Raw genomic sequence first — 23,796 nt, forward strand, 5'->3', positions numbered from 1 at the left:
TAATCTTTGCTTACTTTGTATGGCGAGAAGAACTAAAGTACGGATAGTCTGTGCTATCGGTTTTTTGTGTGCAGTTTCCCTTTCTGCACAAGAAGTGGTCAGGGATACAATTACAGGAAAAGTGCACCAAATAGAGAAGGTGACAGTGACAGCCCGTAGATTACCCAATAAAGTAACTTCATCAGTTCCCATCCAAACTTTGTCGCAACAGGATATTAGCCAATTGGGCATACAGAATATGGCAGATGCCGTACGTCGTTTTGCCGGTGCTAATGTAAAGGACTATGGAGGAATAGGTGGGTTGAAAACCGTTTCCGTCCGTAATATGGGAGCGGCACATACGGCTGTCAGTTATGATGGGGTTGTTGTGAGCAACTGCCAGGCGGGACAAATAGATATTGGTCGTTTTTCGTTGGATAATGTCTCTGTGCTTTCCCTGAATATCGGGCAACCGGAAGACTTGTTGCAATCGGCACGTATGTATGCATCGGCAGGGGTGTTGAGTATTGAAACGGAAAAACCGCATTTTGAAAATGAACGCAATTCCGCATTTCGGGTGCAGATGAGAGGCGGTTCTTTTGGCTACGTCAGTCCTTCAATCCGGTGGTGGCAGAAAGCAGGTAGCCGTACTTCCTTTTCGTTGAATGGAAATTATATGCGGGCTGATGGTAATTATCCATTCACGTTAGTGAACGGAAAATATGTGACGGAAGAAAAGCGTAATAATTCGGCAATCTATACTTATCAGATAGAGCCTACCTTATTTCATACTTTCAAAGATAGTAGTAATTTGGAATTGAAGGCCTATTACTTTTATTCAAAACGGGGGTTGCCCGGTTCGGTGACACTTTATAATCCTATTTCAGATGAAACTCTTTGGGATGAGAATGTTTTTATACAAACTCGTTACAAGAAGGATTTTTCACAGAAATGGTCTTTACAGGCACAAGCCAAATATAATCATGGATGGAATAAATACGAAGATAAGGGCAATGAGTATGCAGATGGGTTGTACCGGGCTGTGCATCGGCAGGATGAATATTATTTGTCGGTAACTGCATTATATCGTCCATGGAATGTTTTGTCTTTATCTTTGGCGCAAGACGGAATTATCAATAAATTGCGCAGTAATTTACCGGACTGTCCTTTTCCTATAAGATATACTTCTTTGACAGCTTTTAACGCTCGTTATCGGCAGGGTAGGATAACAGCTACCGGTTCGTTGGTCTATACCAATGTAACCGAACATGTGAAAATAGGTGATGCACCTGCTGACTTTCAACGTCTGGCTCCTTCTTTTACGGTTAGTTTACAGCCCTGGCAAGAACAATTGCTCTTTTTGCGGTTAATGTATAAAAGTACTTTCCGTATGCCCACATTCAATGACCTGTATTATTATCGGCTGGGCAACAGAAGTCTGCGTCCGGAAAAGGCTAATGAGTATAATATGGGCATAACATGGAGCAGGTCCTTTTCTTCTTTTTTAAATTATCTATCAGTCACTGTTGACGGTTATTATAATGATGTGACTGATAAGATCGTTGCATTCCCTACCACCTATGCCTGGAAGATGGCTAATTATGGAAAAGTTCATGTTACGGGAATGGATGCTACATTGGCGGCGGCAGCTTCATTAGGTAAAAATATGGTGCTTGTTGTGTCGGGTGGGTATACTTGGCAGAAAGCTATAGACTTGACCGATGCCACTTCTAAAAGTTATAAAGATCAGCTGCCTTACACCCCTAAGCATAGCGGGAATGTATCTGCAGTTTTGGAAATGCCGTGGGTTAATGTGGGGTATTCCATTGTAGGGGTAAGCGAGCGGTATAGTATGTCACAGAATATACCTGAGAATAGAATTGACGGATACATGGAGCATACGGTCAGTCTTTCCAGAAACTTCTCTTTTCGGCATTGTAAATTGCGTTTGCAGGCCGAAATCATTAATCTGACAGATACACAGTATGATGTGATAAAATATTATCCTATGCCGGGACGCTCTTGGCGACTGACGGGAACAATTGAATTTTAACCAATTAAATAAGTAAGAATTATGAAAGTAAGAAGTTTATTAGTCAGCATGCTTTGTATGCTCGCGTTAAGTGTTTCATTTGCGTCTTGTAGTGATGATGACGATTTGTTAGATGATTCAGGTTCAACAGTTGCTTTGCCGCAAGTGCGTGCCTTTTTCCTGAATGCAGGTACGCAAGGTGCTAACAACGCAAATATTGCTTTTTATGCTCCTAATGGAGGTGCTGATTTTATCGGTGATATTTTTCAGAAACAAAATAAGGCTAAGTTGGGAGACCTTGGTCAGACGATGATTGAATACAATGAATGTATGTATGTGGCAGTATATGGCTCCAACTATCTGGTAAAACTGAATGCAGCCGGTGTGGAACAGACTCGTGCGTCATTTGTGGATGATCCGGATTTGGCGGCTGGTATCCGTGCAATAGCAGCCGAAGACGGTTATATTTATGCTTCTTTCTATGGTGGTGTCGTGGCAAAGATTAATGCTAATACGTTAAAAGTGGAAAAGAAGTTAGCTATTGAGAATGGCTATAATCTGGAAGGTGTAGCAATTAGTAATAACATGCTTTATGTGGCTAATTCTTATAAGCAGGTTGACGGGAAGTGGGTTTATCTGAATGATGTATTTGTTGTGGATTTGGCTACATTTACTTTAAAAGAAAAGTTAGCTGTGGCAACAAATCCTAATGTTTTGATGGAAGAAGATGATAAGATATTTCTCATAGCATGGGACTATTCTTTTGTAGAGGAGGGTTATGTTTTACAAATAATAGATCCGGCCAATAGTAACGAGGTGACTAACATTGGTCACGCTACTTATATGGCTGCAGATGATGATGTAGTGTATCTGATTAATTCATTGACAAACTGGAATGTAAATCCTGCTGTTACAACCAATCATTTCAGTACTTATAATATTAAAACCAAAACATTGAACCAGTCTTCTTTCTTGAAAGATAATGCTCCTAAAGAACTGGCAACAACAAGTACGTCTATGTTGCAGGTGAATGATGATAATGGTGATATTTATATTGGTACAACCTATTTTGCTGCCGGTAATGGAAATATCTACCGTTTCAAGAAAGATGGAACTTTCATAGAAAAGTTCGATTGTGGTGGTCAGAATCCCAATTCTGCTGTATTCTTTAATTAAAAATGAGAAAAGTTACATTATTGTTTCTTATGCTGACACTGGTCTTGTTCCTTTCCGCTTGTAGTGGGAAGGACAAGACTGTCTCTGTTTTTATATCCGGTGATACTATCCCTCTGCGTTATGCCGATAACCTCACGTTAGTAAGTTATCCCGGCTACACTATTGCCACTTTACGTAACCCTTGGGATACCCTGAAAACATTGCACACCTATATTTTGGTTCCGGCATCCCAACCTTTACCGGCGCATCTGCCCGAGGGGACAATTGTCCGTACTCCGCTTCGCAAATCGGTCATTTATTCCTCGGTTCATTGCAGTCTCATGGATAAGTTGGGAGCTGCAGGCTGTATAGGCGGTGTGTGTGACTTGAAGTACATTAAACTCCCGGTTATACAGGACGGATACCGTAACGGAACGGTTACCGACTGTGGTGACGGTATGAATCCTGATATGGAAAAGATTATCGACCTGCATCCCGATGCTATTTTGCTTTCTCCGTTTGAGAACAGCGGTGGTTACGGACGCGTTGAAAAACTGAATATTCCTATTATCGAGTGTGCCGACTATATGGAGACTTCCGCTTTGGGGCGTGCCGAATGGATGCGTTTCTACGGGTTGCTTTTTGGTGTTGTCTCAAAAGCCGACAGCCTTTTTGCCGAGGTGGATAGTTGTTATAACCAGCTTAGAAAACGTGCTTCACTTTCGTCTTCGTCTTTGTCTATTGTCAGTGAACTGAAAAGCGGTTCTGCCTGGTATGTACCGGGTGGTTGCAGTACAATCGGACGTTTGTTTAATGATGCCTGCGGGCGTTATGCTTTTGCGGAAGATAAACACAGCGGTTCCATTCCTTTGGCTTTTGAAACAGTTTTTGACAAGGCTGGTGATGCAGATGTATGGACTATTAAGTACAATCGAGACCGTGATATGACCTATTCTGATTTGAAAGCCGATTATATAGGTTATACTGGCTTCAAAGCATTTAAAACACGGAATATTTACGGATGTAACACGGCAAAAGTTCCTTTTTATGAAGAAACTCCTTTCCGTCCGGACTATTTGTTGTCGGATTTGATACAGATTTTACATCCCGAAATAGGAGATTTAGGCGGTTTGCGCTATTTTTGCAAATTGAATGAATAAAGGATGGAAATATGGCATCGGATTAGGAATGGTAATTGTATTACTGTTTATGGCTAATCTGCTGATAGGGTCGGTTCCGATTCCCGTATCCGATGTTTTCAGCATACTCATGGGGCATGAAGGCGAGAAGGCAAGCTGGAGTTTTATTGTATGGGAGTCCCGCCTGCCTCAAGCCTTGACAGCATTGCTTTGCGGAGGTGCACTGGCAGTCTGCGGACTGATGTTGCAGACCGCTTTTAAGAATCCGTTGGCAGGCCCGTCTATTCTGGGCATTAATTCCGGGGCGAGTCTGGGAGTGGCGTTCGTGATGCTGTTTTTTGGTGGAAGCATATCCGCCGGAACATTCAGTTTGTCCGGTTTCTTTTCCGTACTGGCTGGGGCGTTTGTAGGTGCTATGCTGATAATGGGACTTATCCTATTCTTTTCTACGTTGTTAAAAAGCAATGTCATGTTGCTGATAACGGGTATCATGATAGGTTATATTGCTTCGTCCGCCATTGCCCTGCTGAATTTCTTTGCTACGGCAGAGGGAGTGCAATCTTATATGGTATGGGGATTGGGTAATTTTGGCGGTGTCTCTCTCCAACAAATGCCTGCTTTCGCATTGGTGACCGTTGCCGGATTATTCGGCTCTTTATTACTGATAAAACCTTTGAACGCATTATTGCTGGGAGAGCGTTATGCGGAGAATTTGGGAATCAATATACGATATGTGCGCAACTGGCTTTTGGTCATCACCGGTTTGCTGACCGCCATAACCACCGCTTTTTGCGGACCGGTTGCATTTATCGGACTTGCCGTTCCTCATATAGCCCGTATGGTATTGCGGACAGCCAATCACAACTCCTTGTTGCCTGTGACTATCTTGAGCGGTGGAGCAGTAGCATTGCTTTGCAACCTGATTTGCGTTCTGCCCGGTGAGGCAGGTATTATACCTTTGAATGCAGTTACACCGATTATCGGAGCGCCGGTCATTATCTATGTAATCGTTAGCCAAAGAGGACCGCAACATTTTAATTGACGTGTCGTTTCAATCGTTTGCATGGATAACTTGCAGATTTCAAGGGATAATACTCTTTCGTATGATATTTTATTGTATTTTTGCGCCCGGTATTAGTGTTTAATTTAAACAAAGATTGTGACTATGAAATTGCCTGAAGATCCGATGATGCTGTACAGCTTCATCAATATGAAATTGCGTGATTTCTATCCTTCACTGGATGCACTTTGTGAGGATATGAACGTTGAGAAAGAAGTAATTGTCCGGACACTGAAAAGAGTGGGATTTGAGTATAATCCTGAGCGAAACAGATTCTGGTAATTGCCGTAAACTTATAAACAGATGGGTCGGGGCTGTGTCTTGTAAAGATGCAGCCCCGACTTTTTTTGTTAATAAACGACAAATACGCTCCATCTCATTTAACTTCTTCCCATTTCTCCTTTCTAACCAGTAAAACCCGGATGAACTGATGATAAACGAAAACAAGATTCGACAAATATATAAATCCAACCGTGAACAGGGCTTTCAACTGTTGGTGGAATGTTTTCAGGAACCGATATATTATTATATACGGCGTTTGGTAGTGCTGCACGAAGATGCAGAGGATGTATTGCAGGAAGTCTTTATTCAGGTGTACAGGCATTGGGAGCAATTCCGTTGCGAGAGTTCACTGAGCACATGGATTTACCGGATTGCAACGAATGAAAGCCTCCGCTTGTTGAATAGCCGTAAAAGGCGGGAAACCGTTTCAACCGAAGATATTCAGGAAAACCTGATTTCCAGTTTGAAGGCTTCCGATTATGTGGACTATGAAAATGAGTTGGCCGTCAAGTTCCAGGAAGCCATATTGAGATTGCCGGAGAAGCAACGGTTGATATTCAATCTCCGCTACTATGACGAACTTGATTACGAGGAAATCGCCCGCATTCTCGACGGTAAGGCAGATACGCTTAAGGTGAATTATCATTATGCGAAGGAAAAGATTAAAGAGTACATACTAAATAATTGAGATTATGAAAAAAGAGTTTGATTTTGATGATATAGGAAAAAAAACTCCCTATCGTGTGCCCGAAGGTTTCTTTGACGAAATGCAGCGTAATGTGCGGAAACATACGTATGGTAGCAAGCCGGCGGGGCATCGTTTGTGGATAACCGTTTCTACGGGTATTGCCATAGCTGCGGCATTGGTCGGCTTTCTGTTTATGCCGTCTCTTTTCAGGGAAGGTGATAGAGGAGGGCAGATGCTGGATACCGGGAATTGTACGGCGGCGGCCCCTGCTGATAAATGGATTCGTGAAATGTCGGACGAGGAGCTGGAAGAGCTCGTCAGCTTCTCCGAAAGCGATATATTTTTAAATTAATAGTATTGTCTTAAAAAAAAGAAGAATTATGAAAGCAAAATTCATTTACGTATTTCTGACGTGCCTTATGATAGGCGGTCAGTTCAGTCTCTCTGCTCAAAACCAGGTGAATAAAGATAAAAGGCAACGTCACACACCGGAGCAGTTCATGGAACGCCAGACCAATCAGATGGTGAACACACTGATGTTGGATGATGCCGCAGCTGCCAGATTTGTACCGGTTTATCAGAACTATTTGAAGGAATTGCGCGAATGCAGAATGATGAACCGCAGGCAGCTCTCCTCCGGGCAGGGGGCGGAACAGAAAGGCATGAAGCCGCAACCTAAACCGGTGCTGACGGATGCCGAGGTGGAGCAGCAGATAAAAGGACGTTTTGCCCAAAGTCGTAAGATACTGGATGTGCGTGAGAAGTATTATGATGAATTCAGAAAAATACTTTCTCCCAAACAGATTATGAAGATTTACCGGACGGAACAGAACAATGCCAACAAGTTGAAAAAAGAATTTGACCGCAGAAAAAAGCAGGCTGTTGCGCAAGGAAAACATAAACACCCGGTACGTTCTGCACAGAAGTCTTAAGCTGCCGGAAAAACTGTGGTTTAATATAATAAGTGTGTCATAATATAAAAAGCTCCGTTCTTAGCTTTTGAATGTAGCGAAGAATCTCCTCTCTGTGTATGGCTTGACGGGGAGATTCTTTTTTATTATCAGCAATGCTGAGAGGGTAAAATAAATATAATCGGGTAGCCGGTTCAGAACTTCACAGGAGAGAAATTGTTGTAGGGGAATGCAGATAACAAAGAATACTCCATGCGTTTTTTTCAGAAAATAAAGAATTGGAAAACGGTTCGCGGCTGGCATATCTGGAAGTTGAAGTTGGTAGATGCGCGGCTTTATTTTGTCAGCATGATTGTGGGATTGCTGACAGGGCTTATTGCGGTCTGTTATCACTATCTGCTTTATTTCCTGCTACATATCCGCAGCGACTTTTTCGCATCCCGCCCTGCCTGGTACTGGCATATACTCCTGTTTTTGCTGTTTTGGGGGATTCTGATGTTTGTGTCCTTTCTGGTAGGCAGGATGCCTCTTATCAGTGGCGGCGGCATTCCGCAGACACGCGGGGTAATCAACGGACGCATAACCTATAAGCACCCGTTTGTGGAGCTGGTTTCCAAATTCGCTGGTGGAATTCTTTCTGTGGCTGCCGGATTGTCATTGGGGCGTGAGGGGCCTTCTGTGCAGATAGGCTCCTATATCGGCAGTCTCGTGTCCCGATGGACGCATATTCTGCAAGGCGAGCGCAAGCAGTTGCTGGCGGCAGGAGCAGGGGCGGGGCTTGCGGCTGCTTTTGCTGCTCCATTGGCCTCTTCATTGATTGTTATCGAATCCATCGAACGTTTCGATGCACCTAAGACAGCCATTACTACGTTGTTGGCGGGTGTAGTGGCAGGAGCGGTTGCCGGTTTGGTTTTTCCCGTGAACCCTTATCATCTGATTGAGGTGTCGGAACCTGTTTTGACTTTTCTTGTCCGGATGAAGTATTTCCTTTTGTTGGCTGTTATCATTTCCATTGCCGGCAAGATATACTCTGTGCTTATGATTTCGTTCAAGCGGGTATATTCTAAGGTCAAGTCTCCGGTATATATCAAGATGTTTTATTTGGTACTGGTTGCCTACATTATCTCGTTGATGCAGGTAAACCTGACCGGTGGCGGCGAGCAGTTTTTGCTGCAACAGGCGCAGAACGGCAGTACGGAAATAATGTGGGTGCTTGCCGTCATGCTGTTGCATTTCGGGTTTTCGGTGTGCTCCGTGTCTTCAGGCTTGCCGGGTGGTAACTTTATTCCCACTTTGGTGACGGGCGGACTGTTGGGGCAGCTTGTAGGACTGGTCGCTGTAAAGTACGGCATTATCGAACCCCCAAATATCACTTATGTCATGCTGATATCCATGTCGGCATTTTTGGTGGCCATTGAGCGTACACCGCTTACGGCGATTGTGCTGATAACGGAGATAACCGGACACTTCGAAGTCTTTTATCCCTCGGTGGTGGTAGGCGGTTTGACGTATTATTTTACGGAGTTGCTCCAGATGAAGTCTTTCAACGTAATCTTATACGAGGATATGATTAACTCTCCCGATTTCCGTGAAGAAAACCGGTATACGCTGTCTGTGGAAGTTATGACCGGTTCTTACCTCGACGGCAAGGCAGTAAGCGAGCTTTCCTTGCCCGAACGCTGTGTTATCATCAATGTGCATAGGGATGGAAAAAACCTGGTCCCTGCGGAAACAAGTCTGATTCCGGGAGACCAGGTGCAGATTGAAATGGATTCGCAGGACATAGAGAAACTCTATGAACCGCTCGTCAGTATGGCGAATATCTATTAGACCAGATTGCCTATTTCATCCAGATTTCTCCGGATATCGTTGTCGGTCAGCTCATAGTTTTGCAAATCGCCGGCAAGGTACTTGTCGTACGATGCCATATCGATGAGGCCATGGCCGGACAGGTTGAACAGGATGACTTTCTCTTCGCCCGTTTCCTTGCATTTATTTGCTTCGCGGATAGTGGCTGCAATGGCGTGGCAGGACTCCGGTGCAGGGATGATTCCTTCTGCCTGTGCGAAAAGGCAGCCGGCTTCGAACGATTCGAGTTGTTTGATGTCCGTTGCTTCCATATAGCCGTCTTTCAGCAGTTGCGATACGATGACGCCTGCACCGTGATAGCGCAGACCGCCGGCATGGATGTTGGCGGGAGCGAAATTATGTCCCAGGGTAAACATCGGCAGTAGCGGGGTATATCCGGCTTCATCGCCGAAGTCGTATTGGAATTTGCCGCGTGTCAGTTTCGGGCAGGAGGCCGGTTCGGCGGCAATGAACCGTGTCTTTTTGCCTTCGAGGATGGTGTGGCGCATGAATGGGAATGCGATGCCTCCGAAGTTGGAACCGCCTCCGAAGCAGGCAATGACCATATCGGGATATTCGCCGGCCATTTGCATTTGTTTTTCAGCTTCCAGGCCGATTACAGTCTGGTGCAGAGTGACGTGGCTCAATACGGAACCGAGCGTATACTTACAGTTGGGCGTGGTTCGTGCCAGCTCGATGGCCTCGGAAATGGCCGTACCCAGCGAACCCTGGTGGTTGGGGTGAGCGGTCAGAATGTCTTTTCCGGCACGGGTGGACATGGAGGGCGAAGGAGTTACCTGCGCACCGAAGGTCTGCATGATACTGCGGCGGTAAGGCTTTTGCTCATAGCTGATTTTTACCTGGTATACGGCGGCTTCCAACCCGAAGAGGCGGGCGGCATAAGCCAGCGAAGCTCCCCATTGTCCGGCTCCGGTTTCGGTGGTGACGTTTGTCACACCCTCCTGCTTGCAATAGTAGGCCTGCGGTATGGCGGAGTTCAGTTTGTGAGACCCCATCGGGCTCACACTCTCGTTTTTGAAATAGATATGTGCCGGTGTACCCAGCGCTTTTTCCAGTCCGTAGGCACGCACCAGCGGAGTGCTTCGGTAGTATTTGTACATTTCGCGCACCTGTTCGGGTATTTCAATCCAGGCATCGGTCTGATTGAGTTCCTGGCGGCAGAGCTCTTCTGCAAAAACGGGATACAAATCTTCCGCTTTCAGCGGTTGCTTGGTGGCGGGGTTGAGTGGCGGCATGGGCTTGTTCACCATATCGGCCTGTATATTATACCAGTAATGTGGAATTTCTTCTTCCGGAAGGATGAATCTTTTTGTTTTGTTGCTCATAGTGGTTATTATAAATTAAAAGTGATTCTGTGTCCAAATGTAGCTATTATTTTTAAACCAATTTCTTTTTTCCATTGTTTTTTGTTTATAAGGGCAGATTTGTCTAAGTTTGCCATGTCTCATTAACCGATATATTTATGAAGCTCTATCATAAGTTCTTTTTGTACCAGAATAAATGGATTCATCCCTATATACGCGTGGCGTTGGGAGTAATGACAGCCTTGACGTACCTGGCGTCTATCCTGCTGATTGTCGGTCTGGTATACGAACACGGATTTACCATTTCGGCGGCAGAGGCTCACCAATTGCAGCGTCTGTACCATGGTGTGTGGATTGTTTTTCTGGTTGATATATCCTTACATATTCTGTTGGAGTATAAAGATACGAGGCAGACTTTCAGTATGCTGACCTGGATATTGACTTTTCTGCTTTATCTGACGCTGGTTCCGGTTATCTTTCATCGCCCGGAAGTGGAAGGCGCCGTGCAGGCAGTCTGGGATTTTCTGAACGGCAAGGCCTATCATCTTGTATTGCTGCTGGTGCTGTCTTTCCTGAATCTGTCGTATGGACTGGTACGGTTGCTGGGGCGACGGACAAACCCTTCGCTTATCCTGGCGGTCAGTTTCTTCATTATCATACTCATAGGGACAGGGTTGCTGATGCTTCCCCGTTCTACGGTGGCGGGCATCTCGTGGGTGGATTCGCTGTTTATTTCCACCAGTGCGGTGTGTGTGACGGGACTGACTTCGGTAGACGTGGCATCCACTTTCACGACAACGGGTTTTGTAATCATCATTCTGCTGATTCAGATTGGCGGTCTGGGGGTGATGACGCTGACAAGTTTCTTCGCGATGTTCTTCATGGGGAATACCTCTTTGTATAATCAGTTGGTGGTGCGCGATATGGTCAGTTCCAATTCTTTGAATTCCCTGTTGTCCACACTGGTGTATATCCTTGGCTTTACATTGGTGATAGAGGGGATAGGTACGTTTGCCATCTGGAGCGATATTCATGGTACAATGGGGATGGATGTGCACGAAGAGCTGGCGTTTTCGGCTTTTCATTCTATATCGGCATTCTGCAATGCTGGGTTTTCCACCTTGCCGGGCAATTTGGGCAATCCGTTGCTGATGAAGGGGCATAACCCGTTCTATATATACATTTCACTGCTGATTATTCTGGGCGGTATCGGTTTCCCCATATTGGTGAACTTCAAGGACATTATCCTTTATCATATACGCCGTTTCTGGCGATTTTTGCATACATGGGAGTGGGACGGCCGCCGTTTCTACCATCTTTATAACCTGAATACGCGTATTGTGCTGATTGTTACCTTCCTGCTCTTGGCGGTGGGCACGGCCGGTATCGCTTTTTTTGAGTGGAACGCGTCTTTTGCGGGGATGTCGGTTGCCGATAAGTGGACACAGGCGTTTTTCAATGCTGCCTGTCCCCGTACGGCGGGTTTTTCCAGTGTGGATTTAGCCGGCCTGGGGGTACAGACTTTATTGCTCTACCTTATTCTTATGTGGATTGGCGGCGGTTCGCAGTCCACCGCAGGCGGTATCAAAGTGAACGCTTTTGCGGTTGTGGTGCTGAATCTTGTGGCGGTATTGCGCGGCACGGAGCGGGTGGAGGTGTTCGGGCGTGAGTTGTCGCACGACTCTATCCGACGTTCCAATGCTACAGTGGTGATGTCGTTCGGAGTGCTGTTCGTGTCTGTCTTCATCATCAGTATCCTGGAGCCGGGACTATCCCTGCTTGCTATTACCTTTGAATGTGTTTCGGCCATCAGTACGGTCGGCTCCAGCCTGAATGCCACTCCCTTGCTGGGCAGCGACAGCAAGTTGCTGGTGGCGCTTTTAATGTTTGTCGGACGTGTGGGGCTTATAACACTGATGCTCGGCATCATCAAGCAGAAAAAACATACGAAGTACCAGTATCCGAGCGGACAGATTATCATTAACTAAGTGAGATTTGGAAACAGGTGTGTGAAATGCTAACATTGATTGATTATGAAATATATTATTATCGGTTTGGGTAATTACGGTCATGTGCTTGCCGAGGAGCTTTCGGCTTTGGGACATGAGGTGATAGGTGCGGACATCAGTGCCGGCCGTGTGGATAGTTTGAAGGACAAGGTGGCAACCGCCTTTGTGATTGATGCAACCGACGGGCAGGCTTTGTCCGTGCTTCCTTTGAATAGTGTCGATGTCGTTATTGTCGCTATCGGCGAGAATTTCGGCGCTTCCATCCGGGTGGTGGCGCTGTTGAAACAGAAAAAGGTGAAACGCATCTATGCAAGGGCTATCGACGGGGTGCACCGTTCGGTGCTGGAGGCTTTCGGCCTGGATCGTATCCTTACTCCTGAGGAGGATGCGGCCCGCGGACTGGTTCATCTGCTTGAGTTTGGTGCCGACATCGAAACGTTCCGGGTGGATTCCAATTACTACGTTGTGAATTTTACTGTGCCCGAAAAATTTATAGGCTACAATGTAAATGAACTGAAGCTTGACAGCGAGTTCGGGTTGAAACTGCTTGCTCTGAAGCGTGCCGAGACTTTGAAGAATTGCCTGGGCATCTCTTTCACCGAGCATGATGTAGTGAACGAACTGCCGGATGATGACCGGATACAGGCGGGCGACCGATTGGTATGTTACGGGCGCTACCGGGATTTCCAGAAGTTCTGGAAAGCGCTGTGACGGCAGGCGGAATTATTATTCTCTTTTTTTGTAGCTTTTATTGCTTATCCGGCAAAATAGCAGTATCTTTACTTCCTAATGCCAGATTGTTCCGCCATGGAGTAAATTCCATTCCGCCATGGTGGAACAGAACTTTCTCCGTGGTGGAACAAAATTTACCCCGTGGCGGAACGATTTAATTGAAGAAACGGCTTTCTCTCTTTGTCACCGTGAGAAAGGATGCTGAGTGTAGCAATGGTGAAAACTTAGCATCTTGAAAAGTATGAGTGCCTATTATGACCTTTTGGAGAAACCCGATATTCGCCGCACCGGTGAGCAACAACCCCTTTATGCCCATTTTGTGGCTAAGGGAACGATTGATAGAAAAGAGTTTATAGACCGTGTCCACTTGTTTACGGGTATCAGCCGCAGCGTGCTTGAAGGTGCGATGGCAGCGTTCATGGACGAACTGCGCGATTGCCTGGCCAACGGTTGGACGGTAGAATTGGGTGAGTTGGGCTATTTTACGCCCTCATTGAGTTGCCGGCGCCGTGCGATGGAGAAAGATGAGGTACGTGCCGCGTCAGTTGCCTTGCGCGGACTGAATTTCCGTCTGGGGAAGAAATTTCATGAAGATTTAAGCGGTAAGATGAGGCTTGAGCGCAGGCCGCAACCCGCCGTGCCGCTTTCCTCGGATAACCTTTCGTCTATGGAGCGCCGCTTTCAATTGCTGGACGAATATTTGCAGCGGAATCCTTGCATTAACCGTGCCCAGTATGCCCGTCTGACGGGACGTAGCTACAAGCAGGCCGTTAACGATTTGAATCAGTTTATCAGAGACGGAGTGTTGGTGAGATACGGAATGGGGAGAAATGTGGTGTATGCAGGAAAAAAGTGAAAAGTTTTTTATAGGTATATATATCTTTGTTTATCAATAGCTTATCTGTTGATATTAATCCTCTTTATCATGACTGTAACTTACTGAAACGACAGTTAAAGCACCATGTCGCTTTGCGCCTGTTGTATCTTTGTATTGTGATCACAGAGAAGCAGGTTTTGCAAACTGACGAGCAAACAAAACCGAAAAACAAATTTATTAATCGTTTAAATTAAAAAAAGTTATGGCATTGAATTACGAAGTGAAAAAGAAAGTATTCGGTTTTGATCAGACAAAAACGGAAAAGTATGTAGCGCAACTGAAAACGCTTGGTATAATACAGTTTGGCGATTTGTGCGATGAAGTCACCAAGATAGGCATGGCCCCGCGTGGTGTGGTAAAGATGGTTCTGGATGGCTTGATAGACACATTGAACATTAACATTAACAAGGGATTTTCCGTACAGTTGGGTGATTTCGGTTGTTTCCGACCGGGCATCAATGCAAAGAGTCAGGACAGGGAAGAGGATGTGAAGTCGGATACGGTTTATCGTCGGAAAATAATTTTTACGCCGGGACAGTACTTCAGGGAGATGCTGACACGTGCCAGCGTGACGAGAGCAAGTTGGGAAAAAACGGAAACTGTTTCGGGAGGCGGTTCTGCTCCGGGAACCGGCGGAAACGGGGAAGAAGAAAATCCGTTGGGATAACATTCTTTCAGTCTGCCTGGAACGGTAAGCGAAAGTAAAAGAGAGGGATATGGACTTTTTTCAGGAAAGGTTCATATCTTTTCTCCGATTGCTTGACTTCGCCTTTCGGATGTTGTATCTTTGTATCTCTAATAAAAAAACTTTGATGATAAATCTGCAAAAAAACTATGGAAAATGAAAATGACTTCCGTATCAGAACGTATACGAAAAGAGAGCTGGCATGCCTGTATTGCCCCAACACAACGGCACGGTGTGCTATCCGTACGCTGACGCGCTGGATTAAACGTAACAGCGAATTGTATGCGGAATTGCTGCTTACGGGATACCACGCAAGGGTGCGGACATTTATGCCGAGGCAAGTGGGAATAATCGTCCGTTACCTGAACGAACCTTGATTGAAGGCAGATTCTTAGGATATACGGATATGCTTGACGGTAATGAGAGGGGGCAGAATGTACCTGATGTTTTTCTTTTGGTATGCTCCCTTGCTGTTTTTAATGGCTTTCATTTGTATTTTTCCCGCTCTTTTTGTTCCTTTGCCCTTGTCAATAAAAAAAAAGAATCAATGAAGACTCTTGTTTATATAGTGACTTGTGCGGTGATGTTGTCGGTTATTTCCTGCACATCGCGGAATAAAGGCGGAGACGATGTACAGGTTTTGATGAAAGACAGCACAGTGATATCTGCTCCACAGCGTATGCAGGTTTCCGATACGAAAGTGACCATTACCTACAAAGGCAGGGAGTACCGCTCGTCTGTTGTCCGCCGCCCGGACGAGAGTCTGCCTGTTGTGACGGATGAGCAGGGAGAGAGGTTTATCGACAACAGCATTGCGCTGCGCATCACTTGTGGCGGAAAACAGATTGTGGACAAGGTGTTTACGAAGGAAAGTTTCGCCTCACTGGTCGATGCCCGCTTTCTGAAATATGCCATTCTGGAAGGACTGGTCTATGATAAGACAACGCCTCAGGGCATTATCTATGCCGCCAGCATCTGCTATCCGCAATCCGACCTTTATGTACCTCTCCGGCTGACGGTTTCCGCGGATGGCAAAATCTCCATGGCGAAAGAGGAACTGCTGGAAGAGGTGTATGGGGAAGATGCCGTTTCCAATTGATATACGGGTAATTCCAGAATGATTCCAGATTTGTGAGTTTTTTTTGCCGACATGAAAATCCTGATTGTAGAAGATGAGCAAGATTTGCGGGAAACAATCCGCACTTCGCTCCTGAAAGAGAAATTTGTCGTAGAAACGGCTGCCGATTATTTTTCGGCTCTGGACAAGATAAACGACTATGATTACGACTGTATCCTATTGGACATTATGCTGCCGGGAGGAAGCGGTCTGGATTTGTTGCGCGAGCTGAAGCACTTGCGCCGTACGGACAGTGTGCTCATCATCTCCGCCAAGGATTCGCTGGACGATAAAGTGGACGGTCTGGAACTGGGGGCGGATGATTATCTGACGAAGCCTTTCCATCTGGCAGAACTGAATGCACGCATAAAATCTTTAATACGCCGCCGTCAGGCACAAGGCGATATGTCTGTCACCGTGGGCAATTTGTTGCTCTATCCGGACAAACGGCAGGCGGAAGTAGGCGGTGCTCCTTTGCAACTGAACCGTAAGGAATTCGACCTGCTGTATTACTTTGTGGTGAACGCCAACCGGGTTATCAATAAAATGAGCCTTGCCGAGTCGGTGTGGGGTGATAATATTGACCAGGCAGATTCGTTGGATTTCATATATTCGCAGGTGAAGAACCTGCGCAAGAAGCTGAAGCAGGCCAATGCCTCTGTGGAGCTGAAAGCTGTTTATGGCTTTGGCTATAAATTGTCCGAATTATGAAACTGGTATATTATACATATCGTAAAATCTCCTTATTGCTATTTGTCCTGATGGCTGTATGGGGGGTATTGTTTTATTATGCCATTATTGATGAGGTTGTTGATGAAACGGACGATACGCTGGAAAATTATGCCGAAATATTAATAGAACACGTACTCCACGATTCTTCCCTTCTTGAAACGGAGGGCTCATTGATGTCTTTTTATAAATTCCGTCCCATCTCTGAACAGGAGGGAAATCATTATCAGGAAGTTTTTTATGACTCTACCGTGTATATCGAACTTGAGGACGAGAACGAACCGGTACGCGTGATGCGTACGGCATTCCGCATGCCCGACGGACAGTTTTACGAGCTTACTCTGATGATTTCCATTTTGGAACGGGACGATATGGTGGAGGCAATGCTCTGGTATTTGGGGGCTTTGTTCCTGCTGTTGCTGATTTGTACATCGGTGGGCATTCAAGTGATATTGAAAGGGGTATTCCGCCCGTTGCATAAGTTACTGGACTGGTTGCACGGCATCCAGCCCGGCAAAGAAGTTCCGGCATTGGAGAACCCTACGAAGATACGTGAATTCCGTCAGTTGAGCGAGGCTGCGGTGGATATGGGCAACCGCAGTTACAAGGCTTATGAAGAGCAGAAGCAGTTTATAGAAAACGCATCGCATGAGTTGCAGACACCGCTTGCCATCGTGCGCGGTAAAGTGGAACTGCTGGCTGAAAGCGACGGCCTGACCGAACAGCAGATGAAGGAACTGGATGAAATCTATTCAACGTTGGGACGTGCGGTGAAACTGAATAAGTCCTTGCTGCTGCTTTCCCGTATAGAGAACGGGCAGTACACGGAGTCGGAGGATGTATCGGTGGACGAGATACTGGAAAACCTTCTGCCTGATTTGATGGATATATACGAACATAAGCAGGTGCGCTTGCTGCGTAAGCAGGGGGAACAGCCTTTTATTATCCGCTGTAATCATTCGTTGGCACAGATTCTGGTTTCCAATCTGGTGAAGAATGCATTGCTTCATAATGCGGATGGGGGAGAGTTGCAGATACTCACTACTCCGGATTCGCTGGTAATAAAGAATACAGGTGATACTCCTTTGGACGGTGAGAAGTTGTTCCGCCGTTTCTACCATAGTATTGACGGAAAGAAAGATTCCACCGGACTGGGACTCGCCATAGCCCGTTCCATAGCCCGGATTTCTTTTTTGAGGCTTACTTACGAATGGCAGGATGGAATGCATTGCTTTCTACTTGTTAAAGAAAATAAAAATAACCGTTAACACTGATTATTCCCAAATCTTTCCTATTTCTCTGTCGTTATTTGCAGTGTGAATGATATGAAACAAATCAGTAACATTAAAAAATAACGATTATGAAGAAAGTATTATCTATCCTTGTGTTGGCTCTTGTAGCCGTTCAGTTGGCATTTGCCGGTGATGTCATTACGCGCGATGCCAAGCAGTTGCCTTTGACAGCCCGTAACTTCATCAACCGGTATTTCACCGATCCGCAAATCTCGCATATCAAGATTGAAACCGGAATACTGGGCTCGAAAAGTTATGAGGTGCTGTTGACCGACCGTACGGAGATTGATTTTGACAGCAACGGAAACTGGACTGATGTGGATTGCAAGAAGGCTGCTGTGCCCGAAGCTCTGATTCCGGTATCTGTGAAAGAGTATGTAAAGACGAACTTCCCGCAGGAGGTCATCACCAAGATTGAACGCAGACGCAGCGGGGTGGAAGTTGAACTTGCCAATGACTATTCCTTGAAATTCAACAGCAAAGGAAAATTTGTAGGCATGGACGATTGATTGTAATAATGCAGAATGTATAACTTTAATTTTTTTTGCCAAGAAGATGAAAACAAAAATTCAAGTATTAGCGATGATGTTCATTGCGGCAATGGCTTTCGGTGCGTGCGATGATGATGACAAAAACGATAATATAAAAGTTCCCGATGCCGTGTCGAAAGCCCTTAAGGACAAATATCCTGCTGCCATGGATATTGAATGGGAACGGAAAGGTGATTATTTCGTAGCCGACTGTTGGATGGACGGCAGGGAAATGGATGTGTGGTATGATGTTCAGGCAACCTGGAAATTGACGGAGACGGATATTCTTTGGGAAGGTTTGCCGCCTACGGTACAGACCGCTTTCGAAGGCGGAGAATATGCGCAGTGGAAACGGGAAGATATTGATATGCTTGAATATCCCGTACAGCCTGTCCAGTATGTTATCGAAGTGGAGAGAGGTAATGAGGAGTATCAGTTGTTCTATGCCGGAGATGGTAATTTATTGCAGAAACGTGATGTAAGTGGCAATAAGGACGATACGCACTGGCCGATAGATGAGCTGAAGATCGGGCGTTAATCTTGTTTGATTGAGGTATAACCGGAACAAAATAAAGAATCTCTTCTCCTTACATATTAAGAGAAGAGATTCTTTATTTTGTTTTGAGTAAGTTGGACGTGCTTTTGTCTCTGACTGCTACATCGGTTTATAATCTTTAGCCAGTCCGCCTTCACTTGTTTCCTTGTAAAGCGACGGAAGGTCGTTTCCGGTTTCTTTCATAACTGCTACTACTTTGTCGAAAGATACCCGGTGCATACCATCGGTGAAAGAGGAGTAAAGGTTGGCATCCAAGGCGCGTGCGGCGGCATAGGCATTCCGTTCTATACAAGGAATCTGCACCAGTCCGCATACCGGGTCGCAGGTCATTCCCAGATGATGTTCCAAACCCATTTCCGCAGCATATTCTATTTGTGCGGGGCTGCCGCCAAAAAGTTGGTTGGCGGCTGCCGAAGCCATTGCACAGGCTACGCCGACTTCTCCCTGGCAGCCTACTTCCGCGCCTGAAATGGAAGCGTTGGTCTTTACTATGTTTCCTACCAACCCGGCTGTGGCAAGGGCGCGCAAGATACGCGTATCACTGAAATCACGACTTTTGGAAAGGTGATAGAGTACGGCAGGCATCACTCCGCACGAGCCGCACGTAGGAGCAGTGACGATGACGCCGCCCGAAGCATTTTCTTCACTTACCGCCAATGCATAGGCAAATACCAGTCCGCGCGATTGCAGGGATTGTTTGTATCCGCTGGCACGTATATAGTAAGTGGAAGCTTTACGGCGTAGGTTCAACGGACCGGGCAATACGCCTTCCTGTTCCAATCCCCGTTTCACGGCATCCTGCATGGTTTTCCATACTTCTTGCAGGTAATCCCATAGATCGCTGTCTTCACATTCCTTGACGTATTCCCAATAGCTCTTTCCTGTACGTTCGCACCATTGCATGATTTCCGTCATGCTGCTCATGGAATACACATCGGGTGTATTGACCGAGGATGCTCCGTCATTCTCTTCTGCCAAAGCGCCGCCGCCGATACTGAACACTGTCCATCGGTCGGTCTCTTTTCCTGCTTTGTCAACGGAGACAAACTTCATTCCGTTAGGGTGGAAGGGGAGAAAAATCTTTGGCTCCCAGATAATCTCTACCGGTGCTATCGGCTGCAGCACTTCGGTAATGGCAATGTTGGTCATGTGACCCTTGCCTGTTGCCGCCAGACTGCCGTATAATGTTACTTTGAACGATGCAGCTTCCGGATGTCTTTCCAGAAATATCTCGGCTGCCTTGCGAGGTCCCATGGTATGGCTGCTTGAAGGACCGGTGCCGATGCGATATAGTTCTTTGATTGATTTCATCTTGCTAATGGGTTATTGGATTATTTGTTTATCAGGATTGTTAATATTGTAACTTTGCAGTTTTCTGTTGCTCGATTTTTAAATTTCAATTAGCTTAAGTCTACAACCGTAATCCCCGCTCCGCCAAATTGAATGTGCTCATCGGCAAAATGGCTTACACCGGGTACGGTTTGCAGATATTGGCGGATAAGCGTGCGCAGGATGCCCGTACCGGTTCCGTGTAGGATGCGTACGCGTGACATTCCTACCAATATGGCATCGTCTATGAAATAGGTCACAGCCTGTAGGGCTTCGTCTCCACGCATGCCGCGTACATCTATATCTTGCTTGAAGTTCAGCTTTTTTTCGTACATGCTGTCTTGTGTCTGAGAACTGATATAGGTACTCTTGGTAGAGACATCTGCTTGCTTAGGCTGTGCATTTGTCCGTTCCAGCCTATCCAGCTTGACTGTGGTTTTGATACTTCCGAACGCAACGATGGCTTTCTTGCCGTTTATCTCCAATACTTCGCCAACTGAGGTCTGTCCTTTTATCTTGACATAGCTTCCGGGTACGATTGCTGCCAGACGTTCGGCTTCTTTCTTTGCCTGTTGCTCTGCCAACGCTTGTGCAGACAATGTATTTTCCTGATTCTTGTTGGCTTTCTTCTCCTTTTTCCGGTTTTGTTTTTCTTTCAGTTTTTCTATTTTGCGGGCAATTTTTTCTTCCTGCTCCTTAGCGGTGAGGGTGTCCAGCGATTCGCGGAAATCATTTAATTCCTGCCGTATCTGGCGTGTCTTTTCCTTTTCGGCCTGCGCTTCTTTAATGGCGCGGATGGTGTTTTCTATGCGGGCATTAGCTTCCTGCATCAGTTGTTCCGCCTCCTCTTTGGCTTTCTGCAGAATTTCCTTGCGCGACTTCTGCAACTCTTCTATCTCTGTCTGATAACGGGCAATGGTTTCCTCCATATGCTTTTCGCGTTGCCGGATAGTCTGACGTTTGCCTTCCCAATAACGTTTGTCGCGTACAATATCTTGCAGGTACTTGTCGGCATTGATGTATTCACTGCCTACAATTTCCGAAGCATCGGAGATTACATCTTCCGGCAATCCGATTTTACGGGCAATCTCTACGGCAAATGAACTGCCCGGATTACCTATCTGGAGCTGAAAAAGGGCCTGCATCAAATGGCGGTCGTATAACATGGCTCCGTTTACCACCCCATCATGGTCTTCGGCAAAATGCTTCAGATTCTGGTAGTGTGTAGTAATAACGCCGAACGTCTGCTTTTGGTTGAAACGTTTCAACACTGCTTCGGCTATCGCTCCGCCAATCTGGGGTTCCGTACCGCCACCGAACTCGTCGATAAGGATAAGACTGCGTTCGTTGCAGTTTTTCATCATTATCTTCATATTGGTCAGGTGCGAGGAGTAGGTGCTGAGGTCATCTTCGATAGACTGCTCGTCGCCGATGTCAATGAATATATTGCTGAATATGCCGGCATGGCTACGTTCGTGCATCGGGATGAGCAGACCGCATTGCAACATGTATTGCAGCAACCCTACGGTTTTCAGGCAGACAGACTTTCCGCCGGCGTTGGGACCGGAGATGATGAGAATACGTTGTTTTTCGTCCAGCTCTATATCCAGCGGTATAACTTTTTTCCCATGTTTGGCAAGAGAGAGTTGCAACAGCGGATGTACCGCCATTGTCCAGTCTATAACCTGCTTGTTTTCAAAAGCCGGTTTCAGTCCGGTGATTTGCTCGGAAAACAAGGCCTTGGCACGTATGAAATCTATTTCGGCAAGAAATTCATATGACAGCAAAACATCGGGAATGGATGGGCGCAACAAATTGGAAAATTCCATAAGGATGCGGATAATCTCCCGCCGTTCGTCCCCTTCGAGTTCGCGGATGCGATTGTTGGCTTCCACCACTTCGGCGGGTTCGATGAATACGGTTTTACCACTGGCGGATTCGTCATGTACGATGCCTTTTATTTTTCGTTTCAAGGCTGGAGCTACAGGAATCACCAGTCGCCCGTCGCGCATTGTGGGGGTTACGTCCTTGTCTACAACACCTTCCGATTGGGCATTGCGCAGAATGCTGTTCAATGAGCGTGAGATACTTCCCATTGTACTTGCCAGTTCGCGGCGGATGCGCGCCAGTTCTGCCGAGGCGTTATCCTTTATTTTTCCGTAGGGAGAAAGAATGCCGTTTATTTTTCCGATAAGTTGCGGGAATACCGTTATGTCTCCTGCCAGTCGCTTCAGACAAGGATAAGGAGATGTGGTTTCCTCTTCTTCTTCATTTTCGCTTTTTTGCAAAAAGCGTACAATGTCGCGTATCGTTTCTAAAGAGCGGCGCAGGTCGAAAAGCTCCTGCTCGTCCAAATACATGCCTTTCACCCGTATCCGTCTCAGGGACGGACGTACATCAAAAAAATATTGTGCCGGAAAATTATCTTCTTCTTGAAGTATACGTACGAATTCTGTAACCTGATCCAGTCGTTCTTCTACTTCATTAAAGCGGTCGGAGAACACCATATCTGTCACTCGTTCTTCGCCAAGCGTACTGAGGCATTTTTCTTTTAGCAGTTGGCGTATTTGGTCGAAGCCTATCTTCTGTTCAAAGTTCTGTGGGTATATCATGGGCACAAAAGTACAATTATTTCGTGAAAAAACAGGAAAGATGTTTGCAGATTTAAAAATGATTTGTACCTTTGCACCGCTTTAAGAGAGAAGCACTTCTTGAAAAAGAAGTTTTGGAGAGGTGGCAGAGTGGTCGATTGCGGCGGTCTTGAAAACCGTTGTGCTGCGAGGCACCCGGGGTTCGAATCCCTGTCTCTCCGCAATAAACATTGAAAATCAATAGTTTACAAGAATTGCACCCAGCTTTACACCCGATAATGTGAAGTTGGGTGTTTTTGATAAAAATTAATGTTTATATATTAAACTGTTAAAGTTTTGAATATCTAATTGTTACTGGTGAATTTAGTGAATTCTTCGGGTTTATGAAGATAGTAATCCATAATAGTGCAAACTAATTTGTGAAAAGATGTTTTTCTAAGTTCAGTAGATCCTAAATCTGTTCTGTTACATGCCAAACCTCCAATATAATCATCATCATATATTTCAAAATAAGAATACCCTATCGAATTAGAATCATTTTTTGATTGGTAAAAGGTTAATTTTATTTGTAGCAGTTCATTTATTTTCTGTATTAATGCCATATTTGGTCTAAAATCCGAAAGTAAAGGAAATGTAAAAGATAATTCTTTCCACTCTTTGTCATCTCGTCCAACTCTAGTTATGCCATCCTGAAAATGCGTTGCATCCATATTTGAAAAGAAACTGAAAATTTGAATTAACTCTTTACTTGGAATTAATTTTTCAACAAAATTGATTTTGGAAGTTAATGAAAGGCCTTCTATTGGTACTGCTATCAGATACTCTTGTTTTGCAAGATTATCATTATAGTTTTTTATAATGCCTAAATAGAGCAGGCAAGAAATGTATTCTTTTAAAGAACCATATGTTCTAAGGAGGGAAATATATGGG

General features: G+C 45.6%; 23 protein-coding genes and 1 tRNA gene. 20 read left to right on the forward strand and 4 right to left on the reverse strand.

Features of this window, described 5'->3' with window-relative positions; translation table 11 throughout:
- The first annotated feature begins 19 nt into the window (after positions 1-19).
- From AB5903_RS09925 to AB5903_RS09965, 9 genes are all read left to right on the forward strand, one after another.
- A complete protein-coding gene (locus tag AB5903_RS09925) occupies positions 20-2,032 on the forward strand; it encodes a TonB-dependent siderophore receptor (protein WP_005651985.1) in 2,013 nt (670 codons plus the stop codon).
- Between the two features lie 21 nt (positions 2,033-2,053).
- Positions 2,054-3,187, forward strand: a complete 1,134-nt coding sequence (locus AB5903_RS09930; protein ID WP_040315404.1) for a YncE family protein — start codon at positions 2,054-2,056, stop codon at positions 3,185-3,187.
- Positions 3,188-3,189: 2 nt separating this feature from the next.
- Positions 3,190-4,326: an ABC transporter substrate-binding protein gene (locus AB5903_RS09935; RefSeq protein ID WP_005651981.1), complete on the forward strand. Its 1,137-nt coding sequence runs from the start codon at positions 3,190-3,192 to the stop codon at positions 4,324-4,326.
- Complete coding sequence (locus tag AB5903_RS09940) at positions 4,319-5,347, forward strand: iron ABC transporter permease (RefSeq protein ID WP_005651979.1); 1,029 nt, start codon at positions 4,319-4,321, stop codon at positions 5,345-5,347. Before AB5903_RS09935 ends, AB5903_RS09940 begins: the two co-directional genes overlap by 8 nt.
- Before the next feature lie 123 nt (positions 5,348-5,470).
- Positions 5,471-5,647: a DUF4250 domain-containing protein gene (locus AB5903_RS09945; protein WP_005651977.1), complete on the forward strand. Its 177-nt coding sequence runs from the start codon at positions 5,471-5,473 to the stop codon at positions 5,645-5,647.
- A 148-nt stretch (positions 5,648-5,795) separates the two neighbouring features.
- On the forward strand, positions 5,796-6,335 hold the full coding sequence (locus AB5903_RS09950; protein ID WP_060385836.1) for an RNA polymerase sigma factor: 540 nt from the start codon (positions 5,796-5,798) through the stop codon (positions 6,333-6,335).
- 4 nt (positions 6,336-6,339) lie between these two features.
- The gene (locus tag AB5903_RS09955) at positions 6,340-6,687 is read left to right on the forward strand and encodes a hypothetical protein (protein WP_117986001.1); all 348 of its coding nucleotides are present in this window, start codon (positions 6,340-6,342) and stop codon (positions 6,685-6,687) included.
- 28 nt (positions 6,688-6,715) lie between these two features.
- A complete protein-coding gene (locus AB5903_RS09960; RefSeq protein WP_117858237.1) occupies positions 6,716-7,267 on the forward strand; it encodes a hypothetical protein in 552 nt (183 codons plus the stop codon).
- Positions 7,268-7,498: 231 nt separating this feature from the next.
- On the forward strand, positions 7,499-9,076 hold the full coding sequence (locus tag AB5903_RS09965; RefSeq protein WP_272710023.1) for a chloride channel protein: 1,578 nt from the start codon (positions 7,499-7,501) through the stop codon (positions 9,074-9,076).
- Here AB5903_RS09965 and AB5903_RS09970 read toward each other — a convergent pair.
- On the reverse strand, positions 9,073-10,440 hold the full coding sequence (locus AB5903_RS09970; protein ID WP_060385837.1) for a TrpB-like pyridoxal phosphate-dependent enzyme: 1,368 nt from the start codon (positions 10,438-10,440) through the stop codon (positions 9,073-9,075). The genes AB5903_RS09965 and AB5903_RS09970 overlap by 4 nt on opposite strands.
- A gap of 137 nt (positions 10,441-10,577) precedes the next feature.
- On the opposite strand from AB5903_RS09970, the gene AB5903_RS09975 reads away from it, so the two are divergent.
- The 10 genes from AB5903_RS09975 (at position 10,578) to AB5903_RS10020 (ending at position 18,928) form a co-directional block, all read left to right on the forward strand.
- Positions 10,578-12,407, forward strand: coding sequence for a TrkH family potassium uptake protein (locus AB5903_RS09975; protein ID WP_005651962.1), 1,830 nt, complete (start codon positions 10,578-10,580; stop codon positions 12,405-12,407).
- 45 nt (positions 12,408-12,452) lie between these two features.
- The gene (locus AB5903_RS09980) at positions 12,453-13,139 is read left to right on the forward strand and encodes a TrkA family potassium uptake protein (RefSeq protein WP_005651961.1); all 687 of its coding nucleotides are present in this window, start codon (positions 12,453-12,455) and stop codon (positions 13,137-13,139) included.
- 262 nt (positions 13,140-13,401) lie between these two features.
- Positions 13,402-14,016: an HU family DNA-binding protein gene (locus AB5903_RS09985; protein WP_005651957.1), complete on the forward strand. Its 615-nt coding sequence runs from the start codon at positions 13,402-13,404 to the stop codon at positions 14,014-14,016.
- A gap of 223 nt (positions 14,017-14,239) precedes the next feature.
- On the forward strand, positions 14,240-14,704 hold the full coding sequence (locus tag AB5903_RS09990) for a DsbA family protein (RefSeq protein ID WP_005651955.1): 465 nt from the start codon (positions 14,240-14,242) through the stop codon (positions 14,702-14,704).
- 167 nt (positions 14,705-14,871) lie between these two features.
- Positions 14,872-15,099 (forward strand): DUF4248 domain-containing protein, encoded by a 228-nt coding sequence (locus AB5903_RS09995; RefSeq protein WP_005651951.1) that lies wholly within the window; start codon positions 14,872-14,874, stop codon positions 15,097-15,099.
- A gap of 170 nt (positions 15,100-15,269) precedes the next feature.
- A complete protein-coding gene (locus tag AB5903_RS10000; RefSeq protein WP_016662253.1) occupies positions 15,270-15,821 on the forward strand; it encodes a DUF4738 domain-containing protein in 552 nt (183 codons plus the stop codon).
- A gap of 51 nt (positions 15,822-15,872) precedes the next feature.
- A complete protein-coding gene (locus AB5903_RS10005) occupies positions 15,873-16,550 on the forward strand; it encodes a response regulator transcription factor (protein ID WP_005651948.1) in 678 nt (225 codons plus the stop codon).
- Positions 16,547-17,836, forward strand: a complete 1,290-nt coding sequence (locus AB5903_RS10010) for a HAMP domain-containing sensor histidine kinase (protein WP_016662252.1) — start codon at positions 16,547-16,549, stop codon at positions 17,834-17,836. Before AB5903_RS10005 ends, AB5903_RS10010 begins: the two co-directional genes overlap by 4 nt.
- Positions 17,837-17,928: 92 nt before the next feature.
- The gene (locus AB5903_RS10015) at positions 17,929-18,369 is read left to right on the forward strand and encodes a PepSY-like domain-containing protein (RefSeq protein ID WP_005651944.1); all 441 of its coding nucleotides are present in this window, start codon (positions 17,929-17,931) and stop codon (positions 18,367-18,369) included.
- A gap of 46 nt (positions 18,370-18,415) precedes the next feature.
- Complete coding sequence (locus tag AB5903_RS10020; protein WP_272710021.1) at positions 18,416-18,928, forward strand: PepSY-like domain-containing protein; 513 nt, start codon at positions 18,416-18,418, stop codon at positions 18,926-18,928.
- 117 nt (positions 18,929-19,045) lie between these two features.
- Here AB5903_RS10020 and AB5903_RS10025 read toward each other — a convergent pair whose 3' ends face one another.
- Together AB5903_RS10025 and AB5903_RS10030 are read right to left on the reverse strand one after the other, a co-directional pair.
- On the reverse strand, positions 19,046-20,257 hold the full coding sequence (locus AB5903_RS10025; protein ID WP_005651940.1) for an L-serine ammonia-lyase: 1,212 nt from the start codon (positions 20,255-20,257) through the stop codon (positions 19,046-19,048).
- An 89-nt stretch (positions 20,258-20,346) separates the two neighbouring features.
- Positions 20,347-22,887, reverse strand: coding sequence for an endonuclease MutS2 (locus AB5903_RS10030; protein WP_034536008.1), 2,541 nt, complete (start codon positions 22,885-22,887; stop codon positions 20,347-20,349).
- Between the two features lie 115 nt (positions 22,888-23,002).
- Between AB5903_RS10030 and AB5903_RS10035 the strand changes: the two genes are divergently transcribed.
- Positions 23,003-23,087, forward strand: a tRNA-Ser gene (locus AB5903_RS10035).
- 123 nt (positions 23,088-23,210) lie between these two features.
- On the opposite strand, the gene AB5903_RS10040 is transcribed toward AB5903_RS10035, so the two are convergent.
- A partial coding sequence (locus AB5903_RS10040) for a hypothetical protein (protein WP_368117823.1) occupies positions 23,211-23,796 on the reverse strand: 586 nt, incomplete at its 5' end.

The sequence above is a fragment of the Bacteroides sp. 2201st1_D9_2201SCRN_220225 genome (assembly GCF_040928965.1).
GTDB lineage: Bacteria > Bacteroidota > Bacteroidia > Bacteroidales > Bacteroidaceae > Bacteroides > Bacteroides stercoris.